13 protein-coding genes are annotated in these 14224 nt (G+C 67.6%); 11 read left to right on the top strand and 2 right to left on the bottom strand.

All coding sequences use genetic code 11. The annotated features are described in order from the left end of the window. Nucleotides 1–221 precede the first annotated feature (221 nt). Nucleotides 222–1727: a peptide MFS transporter gene (locus ACTHJF_RS17205; protein ID WP_440268196.1), complete on the top strand. Its 1506-nt coding sequence runs from the start codon at nt 222–224 to the stop codon at nt 1725–1727. A gap of 21 nt (nt 1728–1748) precedes the next feature. Here the strand turns inward: ACTHJF_RS17205 and ACTHJF_RS17200 are convergent, their stop codons facing one another. Next, complete coding sequence (locus ACTHJF_RS17200; protein ID WP_431635773.1) at nt 1749–2222, bottom strand: MarR family winged helix-turn-helix transcriptional regulator; 474 nt, start codon at nt 2220–2222, stop codon at nt 1749–1751. Between the two features lie 131 nt (nt 2223–2353). Here ACTHJF_RS17200 and hppD point away from each other — a divergent pair, with 131 nt between their 5' ends. The 7 genes from hppD (at nt 2354) to tpx (ending at nt 10005) form a co-directional block, all read left to right on the top strand. Further along, nucleotides 2354–3463: a 4-hydroxyphenylpyruvate dioxygenase gene (hppD, locus tag ACTHJF_RS17195; protein WP_440268195.1), complete on the top strand. Its 1110-nt coding sequence runs from the start codon at nt 2354–2356 to the stop codon at nt 3461–3463. 16 nt (nt 3464–3479) lie between these two features. Beyond that, entirely contained in the window at nt 3480–4787 is a 1308-nt protein-coding gene (gene hmgA, locus ACTHJF_RS17190; protein WP_440268194.1) for a homogentisate 1,2-dioxygenase, read from the top strand. A gap of 122 nt (nt 4788–4909) precedes the next feature. Next, nucleotides 4910–5413, top strand: coding sequence for a lectin (locus ACTHJF_RS17185; RefSeq protein WP_440268193.1), 504 nt, complete (start codon nt 4910–4912; stop codon nt 5411–5413). Between the two features lie 26 nt (nt 5414–5439). Further along, on the top strand, nt 5440–6426 hold the full coding sequence (locus ACTHJF_RS17180; protein WP_440268192.1) for a fumarylacetoacetate hydrolase family protein: 987 nt from the start codon (nt 5440–5442) through the stop codon (nt 6424–6426). Between the two features lie 205 nt (nt 6427–6631). Beyond that, a complete protein-coding gene (gene cysD, locus ACTHJF_RS17175; RefSeq protein ID WP_440258560.1) occupies nt 6632–7552 on the top strand; it encodes a sulfate adenylyltransferase subunit CysD in 921 nt (306 codons plus the stop codon). Continuing rightward, nucleotides 7552–9435 (top strand): sulfate adenylyltransferase subunit CysN, encoded by a 1884-nt coding sequence (gene cysN, locus ACTHJF_RS17170; protein ID WP_440268191.1) that lies wholly within the window; start codon nt 7552–7554, stop codon nt 9433–9435. The genes cysD and cysN overlap by 1 nt, the downstream gene beginning before the upstream one ends. Nucleotides 9436–9501: 66 nt before the next feature. After that, complete coding sequence (gene tpx / locus ACTHJF_RS17165; protein ID WP_440268190.1) at nt 9502–10005, top strand: thiol peroxidase; 504 nt, start codon at nt 9502–9504, stop codon at nt 10003–10005. 62 nt (nt 10006–10067) lie between these two features. Here the strand turns inward: tpx and gap are convergent, their stop codons facing one another. Then, complete coding sequence (gene gap / locus ACTHJF_RS17160; protein WP_440268189.1) at nt 10068–11069, bottom strand: type I glyceraldehyde-3-phosphate dehydrogenase; 1002 nt, start codon at nt 11067–11069, stop codon at nt 10068–10070. 151 nt (nt 11070–11220) lie between these two features. On the opposite strand from gap, the gene ACTHJF_RS17155 reads away from it, so the two are divergent. The 3 genes from ACTHJF_RS17155 (at nt 11221) to ACTHJF_RS17145 (ending at nt 14143) form a co-directional block, all read left to right on the top strand. After that, complete coding sequence (locus tag ACTHJF_RS17155) at nt 11221–12093, top strand: S1/P1 nuclease (RefSeq protein ID WP_440268188.1); 873 nt, start codon at nt 11221–11223, stop codon at nt 12091–12093. Between the two features lie 76 nt (nt 12094–12169). Next, on the top strand, nt 12170–13645 hold the full coding sequence (gene pyk / locus ACTHJF_RS17150; RefSeq protein ID WP_431635784.1) for a pyruvate kinase: 1476 nt from the start codon (nt 12170–12172) through the stop codon (nt 13643–13645). A 60-nt stretch (nt 13646–13705) separates the two neighbouring features. Then, on the top strand, nt 13706–14143 hold the full coding sequence (locus tag ACTHJF_RS17145; RefSeq protein WP_440260210.1) for an energy transducer TonB: 438 nt from the start codon (nt 13706–13708) through the stop codon (nt 14141–14143). The last annotated feature ends 81 nt before the right edge of the window (nt 14144–14224 follow it).

Below are 14224 nucleotides of genomic sequence, written 5' to 3'. Positions count from 1 at the left end.
GAGTCCGGGGCAGGCTCTGTGCGCGAATGCTCTTGCTCCTGATCGACATCGAAGCCAAGAGCACGTCGCGCACAGGGTGCGCTCCTACATGGCCGGCAAGGGGCGCCGGGCAGGCGCTGGAGTCCTCATCTTCTGCTGCGTCCGGGTTTTCGGGCATCTGGGGTGCATTCGCCATCCCGACCAGCTACGGTTTCGCAATATTTTGCGAATCAGGGGGCTGCATGACCGATCAAGCCGCGACGGCACCGAACGCGCCGGACTTCCCGCAGACGCTGGGCCATCCGCGTCCGCTGTGGATGCTGTTCATGACCGAGTTCTGGGAGCGCTTTGCCTTCTACGGCATGCGTTGGGCGCTCACGCTGTACATCGTGGCGCAGTTCTTCGGCGGCGATCCGGCGGGCCAGGCGTATGCCAGCCGCACCTACGGCGCGTATCTGGCACTGGTCTATGCGGCGGCGGTGTTCGGCGGCTACGTGGCGGACAAGGTGATCGGCTACCAGCGCTCGATCCTGCTCGGCGCGGTGGTGATGGCCAGCGGCCTGTTCCTGATCATGTGGCCGAACCAGGACGTGTTCCTGCTCGGGCTGTCCACGGTGATCGTCGGCAACGGCCTGTTCAAACCGAACATCTCCTCGATGGTCGGGCAGCTGTATGGGCAGGGCGATCCGCGCCGCGACCGCGGCTTCACGCTGTTCTACATGGGCATCAACGGCGGTGCGCTGGTGGCGCCGCTGCTCACCGGCTGGCTGGCCAGTTACCTCAGCGGCACGCCGCTGCAGCAGAACTACAAGGCGGTGTTCCTGGCCGCGGGCTTGGGCATGCTGGTGAGCCTGGCGTGGTTTGCCTGGGGACGGCGCCAGCTCAAGGGTGTCGGCCGGCCGGCACCGGAGCAGGCGTCGCTGGTGCGCGTAGCGTATGTGGCAATCGGCTGCGTGCTGGCGATTCCGTTGGTCTACCTGCTGATGGCCAAGGCCGGTGCGATCGCCCTGCAGTGGCTGCTCAGCGCGATGTTCGTGGCGCTGTCGCTGATGCTGCTGGTGGAAGGCATCCGTGCCGGACGCGTGCAGCGTGACCGGGTGATCGCGATGCTGCTGATCTTCGCCTTCAACGTATTGTTCTGGATGTTCTACGAACAGGCCGGCAGCTCGTTCAACTTCCTGGCGCAGAACCTGGTGGACCGGGAGATGTTCGGCGGCTGGGTGTTCCCGGTTGGCTGGTTCCAGTCGGTCGCGCCGCTGGCGATCGTGCTGCTGGCACCGCTGGTGTCGATCACCTGGGGCTGGATGGATGCGCGTGGCGCCGAGCCGTCGATCCCGCGCAAGTTCGGCCTGGGGCTGCTGTTCAATGCGCTGGCCTTCGTGGTGCTGATGTTTGCGCTGTCGCAACTGGTCGACGGCACCGGCCACATCCCGTTCTGGCCGCTGGTGCTGGTGTACGTGATGCAGGTGATCGGCGAGCTGTGCCTGTCGCCGATCGGCCTGTCGATGACCACCAAGCTGGCGCCGGCGCGCATGGTGGGTTTCGCGATGGGCGGCTGGTTCCTCTCCACCGGCATCGGCAACAACCTGTCAGGCATCTTCGCCGGCCACGTCAGCGGCGAGAGCGGGATGACCGTGGCCTCGGCGCTGGGCGGCTTCACCTTCAGTTTCTGGCTGCTGGTGATCCCTGGGGCGTTGCTGTTCCTGGCGGCGCCGTTGATCGCGCGGTTGATGCACGGGGTGAAGTGAGGCGAGCGGGCCGCACGTGCCTCAGGCGGTGGCGCGGTCCTGCAGCTTGTCGAGGATCCGTCCCAGCCAATGGCGCTCCTCCTCGCTGAGCTTCTGCAGCACCTCCTGCTCGCGCGCGCGCGCCATCGGCGCCACCACCTCGTGAATGGCCCAGCCTTCCTCGGTGAGGTCGAGCACCGAGCGGCGCTTGTCGTTGTCGTCCATGTGCCGGCTGACCCGGCCCGCCTCGACCAGTCGCGCCAGGGCGCGGCTCACGGCGACCTTGTCCATCGCCGTGCGGTCGGCCACCTGGCGCGCGGACAAGCCCTCGTAGCGCGCCAGCACGGCCATCACGCGCCACTCGGTCATGCTCAGGTCGTAGCGCTTCTGGTAGTCGTTGGCGATGCCCTGGCTGATCGTGTTGGAGAGGATCGAGAGCCGGTAGGGCAGGAAGTGCTCCAGCTCAAGCGGGGCGTGCTGGACACCAGGCGGCGTGGCTTTACGGGGGGTGGGCACTGCGGCGACGCTCCTTGCAATTGGTTACACATGTAACTATAACGGTGGGCTCATGCGGCTTCCGCCGCCGGCAGGTGATGCTGGCGCGGGCCGCATCCGTGACATTAGCGCAGCCAACGCAGGAGAGCGCCATGACCGCCCAACCCAACGTCGCCCAGCCCAACCTCGGCATGCAGGTCACCACGTTCGAGAACCCGATGGGCATCGACGGCTTCGAGTTCGTCGAGTTCGCCGCACCGGCCGATCAGGCCGCCGCAATGCACGACCTGTTCAAGCGCATGGGCTTCACCGCGGTGCTGCGCCACAAGCGCCGTGCGATCACCGTCTACCGCCAGAACGGGGTGAACTTCCTGCTCAACGAAGAGCCCGATTCCTTTGCCGCCGATTTCGCCGCCCAGCACGGCCCCAGCGCCTGCGGCTTCGCGATCCGCTTCAAGAAGTCCGGCGACGAGGTGCTGGCCACCGTGCTCGGCAACGGCGGCGAAGCGGTGGAGCACAAGGCCGACACCCGCGCGGTGAACGCGCCCGTGGTCAAGGGCATCGGCGACTGCATGCTGTACCTGGTGGACCGCTACGGCGCGGCCGGCAGCATCTACGACGGCGACTACGAGCCGATCCCGGGTGCCGAGCAGAAGCCGGCCGGCTTCGGGCTGACCTTCATCGACCACCTCACGCACAACCTCTACTTCGGCAACATGCAGAAGTGGTCGGATTACTACGAGCGCCTGTTCAACTTCCGCGAGATCCGCTACTTCGACATCAAGGGCGCCAAGACCGGCCTGGTGTCCAAGGCGATGACTGCGCCGGACGGCATCGTGCGCATCCCGCTCAACGAGTCCAACGACCCGAAGAGCCAGATCAACGAGTACCTCGACGCGTACCAGGGCGAGGGCATCCAGCACATCGCCTGCTTCACCGACGACATCTACAGCACGGTCGAGAAAATGCGTGCTGCTGGCGTGGAGTTCCTCGATACCCCGGACACCTATTTCGACGTGATCGACATGCGCGTGCCGAACCATGGCGAGGACGTGCCGCGCCTGCGCAAGAACAAGATCCTGATCGACGCCGACATGGAGACCAAGCAGCGCAAGCTGCTGCAGATCTTCACCCAGAATTGCGTTGGCCCGATCTTCTTCGAGATCATCCAGCGCAAGGGCAACGAGGGCTTTGGCGAGGGCAACTTCCAGGCGTTGTTCGAGTCGATCGAGCGGGACCAGATGAAGCGCGGCGTACTCTAAATAAGGGCATCTCCACATGGCGACGATGGCGGGCAACGGTTACCAGTCGGGTTTCGGCAACGAGTTCGCCACCGAGGCACTGGCCGGCGTGCTGCCCACCGGGCAGAACTCGCCGCAGCGCCTGGCGCACGGTCTCTACGCCGAGCAGCTCTCCGGCACCGCGTTCACCGCGCCGCGGCGCGAGAACCGGCGCAGCTGGCTCTACCGCATCCGCCCCGCGGCGATGCACAAGCCGTTCGCGCCGCTCGCCCATGCCACGTTCCACAATCGCTTCGACGAGGCGCCGGCCACGCCCAACCAGCTGCGCTGGGATCCGTGGCCGATGCCGCAGGCGCCCACCGATTTCCTGGACGGCCTGGTCACCGTTGCTGGCAACGGCGGCGCTGCGGAGCAGGGCGGTGTGGGCATGCACGTCTACGCTGCGAACCGCTCGATGCAGGGCCGGTTCTTCTACGACGCCGACGGCGAGCTGCTGATCGTGCCGCAACTCGGTCGGCTGCGGCTGGCCACCGAATTTGGCGTGCTGGACGTGGCTCCGCTGGAGATCGCGGTGAGTCCGCGCGGCGTGCGCTTCCGCGTCGAGCTGCTGGACGGCGAGGCGCGCGGCTACGTGGCGGAGAACTTCGGCGCGCTGCTGCGGCTGCCGGATCTGGGGCCGATCGGCGCCAACTCGATGGCGCTGCCGCGCGACTTCCTGGCGCCGGTGGCGGCTTACGAAGACCTCGAGGGGGACTTCAAGCTCGTCGCGAAATTTCAGGGTGCGCTGTGGCAGGCCGAAATCGGCCACTCGCCGCTGGACGTGGTCGCATGGCACGGCAACTACGCGCCGTACAAGTACGACCTCACCCGCTTCAATACGGTCGGCTCGATCAGCGTGGACCATCCGGACCCGTCGATCTTCACCGTGCTCACCTCGCCCAGCGACACAGCCGGCACGGCCAACATGGATTTCGTGATCTTCCCGCCGCGCTGGCTGGTGGCCGAGCACACGTTCCGTCCGCCGTACTTCCACCGCAACGTGGCGAGCGAGTTCATGGGCTTGATCGAAGGTGCCTACGACGCCAAGGCCGGCGGCTTCGCGCCGGGCGGCATGAGCCTGCACAACTGCATGAGTGGCCACGGCCCGGATGCGGCCAGCTTCGAGAAAGCCAGCGCCGCCGACGTGAGCCAGCCGGACCACCTCACCGGCACCATGGCTTTCATGTTCGAGACCCGCAAGGTGATCCGCCCGACGGCGCAGGCGCTGTCGGCGCCGGGGTTGCAGGACGACTACTACACCTGCTGGCAGGGCATCGCGAAGCACTTCAAATCGGAGCAGGCATGAAAGCCGCGAGGCCGATCGCGCTGCTGGCGGCGACGCTTGCTGGCTGCAGCGGGCAGTCCGGAGCGGACGCGGAGCGAACACCGTCCGCTGCCGCAAGCGCGCCCGCGCCGTCGACCACGGCCATGGCAGCACCCGCCGCGCGTTCTACCGAAAGTGCGGCGGAGAATGGCCAGTCCAGCGAAGGCCTGCCCCGCTTCGACGGCTATGGCGATATGCGCTTCGGCATGGACGAGGCCGCCTTCCGGCGCGCCTGGCAAGGCGATCTGGCCGGCACCGTGGATGCGGCCGGCGGCTGTTCCGTGCTGCGCCCGGTGTGGGTGAAGCAACCGCGCGATTTCGGCTTCCTGTTCGAGCAGGGGCGCTTCGCCCGCTATGACGTCGGCACGGCGAAAGAGGCGGCGCCCGGCGGTGGCAAGGTCGGCATGGACGTGGCTGGCATCCGTGCGCGGTACGGCGATCGCGTGCAGGCCACACCGCACAAGTACGTGGCCGGTGCGCAGTACCTGCGTGTCGCCTCACCCGATGACAAGAGTGCGCTGGTGTTCGAAACCGACGCTACCGGTAAGGTGACGCGCTGGCGCGTCGGCGTGACGCCGCAAATTGATTACGTTGAAGGCTGCGGCTGAGGCCGCTGGGCAGGAGAATCCAAGCAATGAAACTGGGCAGTCTCAAGGAAGGCGGCCGTGATGGCACGCTGATCGTGGTCAGCCGCGATCTCACTCACGCCGCGCGCGCCACCGCCATCGCTCCCACGCTGCAGGCGGCGCTGGACGACTGGCACAACGCCGCGCCGCGTCTCAACGCGCTGTACGACGAGGTGAACGCGGGCACGGCGCAAGGTCGCTTCGCGCTGGACCTCAACGCGCTGGCCGCGCCACTGCCGCGCGCCTACGAGTTCGTCGACGGATCGGCCTACCTGCCGCACGTGGAGCGCGTGCGCAAGGCGCGTGGCGCCGAGGTGCCGGAGAGCTTCTACACCGACCCGCTGATGTATCAGGCCACCAGCGCCGGTTTCCTGGGGCCGCGCGATCCGGTCGTCGTTCCCAGCGAGGACTACGGCATCGACCTGGAGGCCGAAGTACTGGTGGTGACCGGCGACGTGCCGATGGCGGTGACGCCCGCGCAGGCCGCGGAGCACATTCAGCTGATCGGCCTGGTCAACGACGTCAGCCTGCGCGGGTTGATCCCCGGTGAGCTGGCCAAGGGTTTCGGCTTTCTGCAGTCCAAGCCGCGCTCGGCGCTGTCGCCGGTGCTGGTGACGCCGGACGAGCTGGGCGACGCATGGCAGGACACCAAGCTGCACCTGCCGATGCGTACCTGGATCAACGGCCAGTGGTTCGGCCAGGCCGAGTGCGGCGTGGACATGCAGTTCAACTTCGCCCAGCTGGTGGCGCACGCCGCCAAGACGCGCCCGCTCACCGCCGGCACCCTGGTTGGCTCCGGCACCATCGCCAACCACGACACCTCGCTGGGTGCGTCCTGCCTGGCCGAGCAGCGCACGGTGGAGACCCTGCGCGACGGCAAGCCGGCCACGCCGTTCCTGAAGTACGAGGACACCGTGCGCATCGAGGTCACCGATGTGGCCGGGCACTCGATTTTCGGCGCCATCGAGCAGGTGATCGCGCCGCTGAAGGCGTGAGTCGGGCGGCCACGTCTGGCCGCACCCTGCAGATCCCGGCGCGGCGGCGGCTGCCACTGCGCCGCTCGGCCGGGCGTGCTTGCGCCCGCGCGATCTGCGAAAGCCGCAGGCCCGCGATGCGCCGGCCGCATATGGACAGGACGACTCGTTATCACGCCGTCGGGCGTGGCTGGCTAGAATCGGCGGTCATATGACCGGATCGCCCATGACGCCCCTCGCTTCGCCCGCCCACGTCTCCCACCTCAAGCGATTGGAGGCCGAGAGCATCCACATCCTGCGTGAGGTGGCGGCCGAGTTCCGCCATCCGGTGATGATGTATTCGGTCGGCAAGGATTCCTCGGTGCTGCTGCATCTGTTGCAGAAGGCCTTTTATCCGGCGCCCCCGCCGATCCCGCTGCTGCACGTCGATACCACCTGGAAATTCCGCGAGATGATCGCTTTCCGCGACCGCCGCGCGGCCGAGGTGGGCGCCAAGTTGATCGTGCACATCAATCAGGAAGGCGTGCGCCAGGGCGTTGGCCCGTTCACCCACGGCGCCACCGTGCACACGGACATCATGAAGACCCAGGCACTGAAGCAGGCGCTGGACGCGCACGGTTTCGATGCCGCCATCGGTGGCGCGCGCCGCGACGAGGAAAAGTCGCGTGCCAAGGAGCGCGTGTTTTCCTTCCGCACCGCCCAGCATCGCTGGGATCCCAAGCGCCAGCGGCCCGAGCTGTGGAACCTCTACAACGGTCGCATCGCCAAGGGCGAGAGCGTGCGCGTGTTCCCGCTGTCCAACTGGACCGAGCTGGACATCTGGCTCTACATCTACCGCGAGGCGATCGAAGTGCCGTCGCTGTACTTCGCCGCGCCGCGCCCGGTGGTCGAGCGCGAGGGCATGCTGCTGATGGTCGACGACGAGCGCCTGCCGCTTGAGCCAGGGGAGCAGCCGCAGATGCGCAAGGTGCGCTTCCGCACGCTGGGCTGTTATCCGCTCACCGGCGCGATCGAATCGGAGGCCGACGATCTGCCCAAGGTGATCCAGGAGATGCTCATCGCACGCACCTCCGAGCGGCAGGGACGGGCGATCGATCACGATCCGTCCGCCTCGATGGAAAAGAAAAAGCAGGAGGGGTACTTCTGATGGGCCGCGAACCGAACCTCTCGGTGGACGACTACCTCGCCCGCCACGAATCGAAGGATCTGCTGCGCTTCATCACCTGCGGCAGCGTGGACGACGGCAAGAGCACGCTGCTGGGTCGCCTGCTGTACGACACCAAGCTGCTGTTCGATGACCAGCTCGCGGCGCTGGAGGGCGATTCGCGGCGGCATGGCACGCAGAACGGCGAGCTGGATTTCGCGCTGCTGGTCGATGGCTTGTCGGCCGAGCGCGAGCAAGGCATCACCATCGACGTGGCGTACCGCTTCTTCACCACCGAGCGGCGCAAGTTCATCGTCGCCGACTGCCCAGGCCACGAGCAGTACACCCGCAACATGGCCACCGGGGCGAGTACGGCGGATCTTGCGGTGGTGCTGGTCGACGCGCGCAAGGGCCTGCTCACGCAGACTCGGCGGCACACCTACATTGCCGCGCTGCTGGGCATTCGCCACGTGCTGCTGGCGGTGAACAAGATGGACCTGGTCGGCTACGACGAGGCGACGTTCCGCGCCATCGAGGCCGACTACGCAGTGCTCGCGCAGAGCATGGGCATCGCTCAGGTCACCGCGATCCCGGTGTCGGCGCTGCGCGGCGAGAACGTCAGCACGCGCGCTGCCACGATGCCGTGGTGCGACGGGCCGAGCCTGCTCGAGCACCTGGAGACGGTCGCGATCGAGCCGCCGGCACAGACGCTGGGCTTCCGCCTGCCGGTGCAGTGGGTGTGTCGCCCGGACCAGAACTTCCGCGGCTACGCCGGGCCAGTGGTGGCCGGGTCGATCGCCCCGGGTGATGAGGTGGTCATCCTTCCCGGTGGCGCGCGCTCGCGCGTGGCGCGCATCGTCACCGCCGATGGCGACCGCAAGCAGGCGAACGTCGGTGACGCGATTTCGCTGACGCTGGAAGACGAGCGCGACATCAGCCGCGGCGACGTGATCGCCGCTGCGCACAACCCGCCGCAGGTGGCCGACCAGTTCGCCGCGCACCTGCTGTGGATGGACGAGTCGGCGCTGCTGCCCGGCCGCGGCTACTGGCTGAAGCTTGGCGCGCGCACCGTGGGCGCCCAGGTCACCGAGATCAAACACAAGATCGACGTGAACACCCAGGAAGAGCTGGCCGCCAAGCGGCTGGAGCTCAACGAGGTGGGCTACTGCAACCTCGGCCTGGACCAGCCGATCGCATTCGAGTCCTACGCGAACTGCCGCGAGCTCGGTGCGTTCATCCTGATCGATCGGCAGACCAACGCCACGGTCGGTGCCGGCACGCTGGACTTCGCCCTGCGCCGAGCCGACAACATTCACTGGCAGCACATGGACATCGACCGTGCGGCACGGGCGCGGATCAAGGGTCAGTCACCGGCCTGCCTCTGGTTCACCGGCCTATCCGGTTCGGGCAAGTCCACCGTAGCCAACCTGGTGGAGAAGCGGTTGTTCGCGCTGGGCCGGCACACCTATCTGCTGGACGGCGACAACGTGCGCCACGGCCTCAACCGCGACCTGGGCTTCACCGACGAGGATCGCGTGGAGAACATCCGCCGTGTGGCCGAGGTGGCCAAACTGATGGTCGACGCCGGGCTGATCGTGTTGGTGTCCTTCATCAGCCCGTTCCGCGAGGAGCGCCGCATGGCGCGCGAGCTGTTCGCGCCGGGCGAGTTCCACGAGGTCTTCGTCGACACGCCGCTGGCGGTGTGTGAGGCGCGCGACGTGAAGGGGCTGTACGCCAAGGCGCGCGCCGGCGGCATCAAGAACTTCACTGGCATCGACTCGCCCTACGAGGCGCCCGAGGTGCCGGAAGTGCATCTGCATGGCGGCGAGGAAGCGCCCGAACAGCTGGCCGAGCGGGTGATCCGCGAGTTGCTCGGCGAGCACTGAAGGCGCGACACGGGAGCGGCCGACCCTCTACGATGGCGCTCCCGACTTTTCCGCACGAGGCAGCTCATGTCGCACAACGTTACGCTCAAGGGCCATCCGGTCGAAGTGCTCGGCGATTTTCCCGCCGCAGGCGACAAGGCGGCCGGCTTCCGCCTGGTGGCCAAGGACCTGGCCGACGTCTCGCTCGCCGACTTCACCGGCAAGCGCAAGATCCTGAACATCTTCCCCAGCGTGGACACGCCGGTGTGCGCCGCCTCGGTGCGCCATTTCAATCAGGACGCCGCCGGGCTGGCCAACACGGTGGTGCTGTGCATCTCGGCCGACCTGCCGTTCGCGCAGGCGCGCTTCTGCGGCGCCGAGGGCCTGGACAACGTGGTAACGCTGTCGACCCTGCGCGGCGCGGATTTCCTCAAGCACTACGGCGTGGCGCTGGCCAGCGGTCCGCTGGCCGGGCTGGCGGCGCGCGCGGTGGTGGTGCTGGACGAGCACGATCACGTGAAGCACGCCGAGCTGGTGCCGGAAATCACCCAGGAGCCGGACTACGACGCGGCGCTGGCCAGCCTGCGCTGAGTGCGGCGATCCAACAAAAAAGGCGCCCCGAGGGGCGCCTTTTTCGTAGCTTCGGGCGTGGCTTACTTCGCCACCACCCGCACCATTTCCAGGCACTTGTTCGAGTAGCCCCACTCGTTGTCGTACCACGAGACGAGCTTGACGAAGGTGGAGTCCAGCGCGATGCCGGCCTCGGCGTCGAAGATCGACGTGCGCGCGTCACCGCGAAAGTCGGTGGCGACCACCTTGTCCTCGGTGTAGCCCAGGATGCCCTTGAGCGCGCCCTCGCTCTGCGCCTTCATCTCGGCGCAGATCTCGGCGTAGGTGGCGGGCTTTTCCAGCTCGCAGGTCAGGTCGACCACCGAGACGTCCGAGGTCGGCACGCGGAAGCTCATGCCGGTGAGCTTCTTGTTGAGCTCGGGAATCACCACGCCCACGGCCTTCGCCGCGCCGGTGGAGGAGGGAATGATGTTTTCCAGGATGCCGCGGCCGCCGCGCCAGTCCTTGTTGGACGGGCCGTCGACGGTTTTCTGCGTGGCGGTGGTGGCGTGCACGGTCGTCATCAGGCCGCGCTTGATGCCCCACTTGTCGTTGAGCACCTTGGCCAGCGGCGCCAGGCAGTTGGTAGTGCACGAGGCGTTGGAGATGATCGCCTCGCCCTTGTAGCTCTTGTCGTTGACGCCGTAGACGAACATCGGCGTGTCGTCCTTGGACGGGGCGGACAGGATCACCTTCTTGGCGCCGGCATCCAGATGCTTCTGCGCGCCTTCCTTGGTCAGGAAGATGCCGGTGGACTCGATCACCACCTCGGCGCCAACCTCGTCCCACTTCAGCGCGGCCGGGTCGCGCTCGGCGGTGAGGCGGATCTTCTTGCCGTTGACGACCAGGGTGTTGCCCTCGACCGCCACGGTGCCCTTGAAGCGGCCGTGCACGGAGTCGTACTGCAGCATGTAGGCGAGGTAATCGGGCTCGAGCAGATCGTTGATGGCGACGATCTCGATGTCGTCGTTGAAGTTCTGCACGGCTGCACGCAGCACGTTGCGCCCGATGCGGCCGAAGCCGTTGATGCCCACCTTGATCGTCATTGCCTCGACTCCTGCGTCTGGCGTGGATTGTGGAAACTAGCGCGTAATTCTAGCAGGGCCCTGACGGGGGTGGACCCGGGTACGCCGCCGCAGGGCTGTCACCGGCCTGTGGCAGACTTCCGAGCCCTCCCCAACGCACAAGTTGCCCTTCATGTCTTTGCGCCTTCCCCGACTTGCTTCCGTCCTCTGCGCCGGCGCGTTCGCACTGGCCTCGCCGCTCGCCCAAGCCTGGGGGCCGGAGGGCCACGCCATCGTGGCCGACATTGCCCAGCAGCATCTGGACGCGCGCGCCGCGGCGCAGGTGCAGGCGCTGCTCGGACTCGAGGGGCTGAGCCGGCTGGACCAGATCTCCTCCTGGGCCGACGGCAACCGCAAGGAGCGCCCCCGCACCGGTGGCTGGCATTACGTGGACATTCCGCTGCAGGCAGACGCCTATGTGCCGGCCCGCGACTGCGCGCGCGACAACTGCGTCGTGGCGCAGATCAGCCACTTCAGCCAGGTGCTGGCGGACCGCTCCGCCTCCCTCGCCGTGCGGCTGGAGGCGCTGAAGTGGGTGGTGCACTTCGTGGGCGACGTGCACCAGCCGCTGCATGCCGAAGACGATGACGACAAGGGGGGCAACACCGTGCAGCTGCAGTTCTTCGGGCGCGGCACGAACCTGCACGCGATGTGGGACGGCGGCGTATTGCGCCAGGCCCTGAATCTGGTGCCCGGCCCGAACTACACCTTCGACCACGCCCAGGTGCAGGCCGACGCGATGCAGCTGGACGCCTCGATCCGCCCGGCCGACCGCGCCGCATGGTCGGCCATCGGCGCGCTGCCGCAGTTATCTACCCAGACGGTCGCATGGGCGATGGAGTCGCACCGCCTGGCCCGTGACGTGGCCTACGCGCACCTGGACGGGCGCAACCAGGCCGGCTGGTCGGCGCGTTACCAGGCGGTCGCGTGGCCGGTGGTGCGCACCCGGCTGCAGCAGGGTGGGGTGCGGCTGGCCGCAGTGCTCAACGAGCTGCTCGGCAATTGATTTGGACGTCCGTTCGGCCGCGTATTGAAATCGAATGCAGTATGGCTCGACGCCCCGCTTCTGCTAGGTTTGCACGATGACCCAGACTCCTCTTCGCCGTACCAAGATCGTCGCCACCCTCGGCCCCGCCACCGACGCGCCGGGCATGCTCGAGAAGATCATCGCCCAGGGCGTGAACGTGGCTCGGCTCAACCTTTCGCACGGCGCACCCGACGACCACCGCGCCCGCGCCAACGCGGTGCGTGAGGCCGCGGCCAAGGTCGGCGTGGAGGTCGGCATCCTGGCCGACCTGCAGGGTCCGAAGATTCGCGTGGAGAAGTTCGCCAATGGTCCGGTGATGCTGGAGCCGGGCGACGCGTTCACGCTGGACTGCCGCGCCGATGCGCCGGAGGGCGATGCGACCCGCGTCGGCGTGAGCTATCTCAACCTGCCCAATGACGTGCAGCCGGGCGACGTGCTGCTGTTCGACGACGGCCTGGTCGCGATGGAGGTGGTGTCGATCGACGGCGCCCAGATCCATTGCCGCGTGACCATCGGCGGCAAGCTGTCCAACCGCAAGGGGCTGAACCGTCAGGGTGGCGGGCTCTCGGTCGATGCGCTGTCTGACAAGGATCGCAACGACATCAAGCTGGCTGCCGAGATCGGCGCCGACTTCCTGGCCGTCTCGTTCGTGCGCTCGGCGGCGGACATGCACACCGCGCGCCGCCTCATGAAGGAAGCCGGCGGTGATGCTGGCATGGTCGCCAAGATCGAGCGTGCCGACGCCATCCCGGTGCTGGGCGAGATCATCGACGCGTCCGACGTGGTGATGGTGGCGCGCGGCGACCTGGGCGTGGAGATCGGCGACGCCGAGCTGCCGGGTCTGCAGAAGAAGATCATCCGCGAGGCGGTGCAGCGCAATCGCGCCGTGATCACCGCCACGCAGATGCTGCAGTCGATGGTGCACTCGCCGATCCCGACCCGCGCCGAAGTGCTGGACGTGGCTAACGCCGTCATCGACGGCACCGACGCGGTCATGCTGTCGGAGGAGTCGGCCGCCGGTGCGCATCCGGACAAGGCGGTGGCGGCGCTGTGCCGCATCTGCCTGGGGGCGGAGCGCCAGTTCGAGCCCAAGGACGACCGCATGCTCGACGCCGGGCTGCAGCTGGACCGCGCCGACCAGGCGATCGCCATGGCCGCGATGGTGCTGGCCGGCCATCTTGGCGTGCGAGCGATCGTAGCGCTGACCGAATCGGGCGCCACCGCGCAGTGGCTGTCGCGTTACCGCAGCGCGGTGCCGATCTACGGCATGTCGCCGTTCGGCGAGGCGCGCCGACGCATGCAGGTGCTGCGCGACGTGCATCCGGTGGAATTCAGCCACGGCGAGCAGCAGAGCATGGCCGCCTCCACCCGCGCCGCGGTGCGCCTGCTGTTCGAGCAGGGCAAGCTGGGCGAGGGCGACCGCGTGGTCATCACCTATGGCGACCGCGTCGGCCACGTCGGCGGCACCAACACGCTCAAGCTGCTGCTGGTTGGCGCCGACGGCATCGTGGAGAGCCTGCGCGACCTGTGATGCGCAAGGCCGCGGGGACGCTAGACTGGCGTCCCCACCCGCGATCTCCGGAGGCCTCCCATGAACACCCTGCTTCGCGTGCAGCTGCCGCTCTGCCTGCTGGCCCTGGCGGCGGCCTTTCCGGCCATGGCGCAAAACCGCCGGTTGCCGCCGGAACGGCTCAACGCCTACTGGATCCTGCTCAATCAGCACGTGGGCGTGGACGTGCCCAACAGCGGGCGCAACATCTACAAGCCCGGCTGCGTGGCGGTGACCTACACGGTGGGTTCCGATGGCCTGCCGCGTGACGTCAAGGCGGTCAAGACGGTACCCGAGAGCGATCTGGGCAAGGCCGCCGAGAGCGCGGTGAAGAACTTCACCTACGGTCCGTCGCTGACCAATCGGGCCGGCGAGCCGATCGACACCTACTACGTGGTGCCGTTCAACGGTCCCAGCGACAAGGCCGGCCAGCAGGCGCTGATGGCGCCCTGTCGCCTGCCCGGCTACGACGCCGGCTGACTCCGCCCGGGACGGCCGCCGGTGCCCGCCGGCGATCTGGCCTATAATTCGCCGCTTTCAGCCTTGCCGCCCCCGCCGGGG

Source organism: Dyella sp., from assembly GCF_051962475.1.
In the GTDB taxonomy this organism is placed as follows: Bacteria; Pseudomonadota; Gammaproteobacteria; order Xanthomonadales; family Rhodanobacteraceae; genus Dyella_A.
The sequence above is the reverse complement of the archived record's forward strand: the minus strand, read 5'-3'. Positions and strand labels throughout refer to the sequence as shown.

Excerpts from the sequence above, each read along its gene's own strand:
- ACTHJF_RS17205 (WP_440268196.1), top strand. The coding sequence starts at position 222 with ATGACCGATCAAGCCGCGACGGCACCGAACGCGCCGGACTTCCCGCAG.
- pyk (WP_431635784.1), top strand. The coding sequence starts at position 12,170 with ATGACCCAGACTCCTCTTCGCCGTACCAAGATCGTCGCCACCCTCGGC.
- cysN (WP_440268191.1), top strand. The coding sequence starts at position 7,552 with ATGGGCCGCGAACCGAACCTCTCGGTGGACGACTACCTCGCCCGCCAC.
- hppD (WP_440268195.1), top strand. The coding sequence starts at position 2,354 with ATGACCGCCCAACCCAACGTCGCCCAGCCCAACCTCGGCATGCAGGTC.
- cysD (WP_440258560.1), top strand. The coding sequence starts at position 6,632 with ATGACGCCCCTCGCTTCGCCCGCCCACGTCTCCCACCTCAAGCGATTG.
- ACTHJF_RS17145 (WP_440260210.1), top strand. The coding sequence starts at position 13,706 with ATGAACACCCTGCTTCGCGTGCAGCTGCCGCTCTGCCTGCTGGCCCTG.
- ACTHJF_RS17185 (WP_440268193.1), top strand. The coding sequence starts at position 4,910 with ATGGCAGCACCCGCCGCGCGTTCTACCGAAAGTGCGGCGGAGAATGGC.
- hmgA (WP_440268194.1), top strand. The coding sequence starts at position 3,480 with ATGGCGACGATGGCGGGCAACGGTTACCAGTCGGGTTTCGGCAACGAG.
- ACTHJF_RS17180 (WP_440268192.1), top strand. The coding sequence starts at position 5,440 with ATGAAACTGGGCAGTCTCAAGGAAGGCGGCCGTGATGGCACGCTGATC.
- ACTHJF_RS17155 (WP_440268188.1), top strand. The coding sequence starts at position 11,221 with ATGTCTTTGCGCCTTCCCCGACTTGCTTCCGTCCTCTGCGCCGGCGCG.
- tpx (WP_440268190.1), top strand. The coding sequence starts at position 9,502 with ATGTCGCACAACGTTACGCTCAAGGGCCATCCGGTCGAAGTGCTCGGC.
- gap (WP_440268189.1), bottom strand. The coding sequence starts at position 11,069 with ATGACGATCAAGGTGGGCATCAACGGCTTCGGCCGCATCGGGCGCAAC.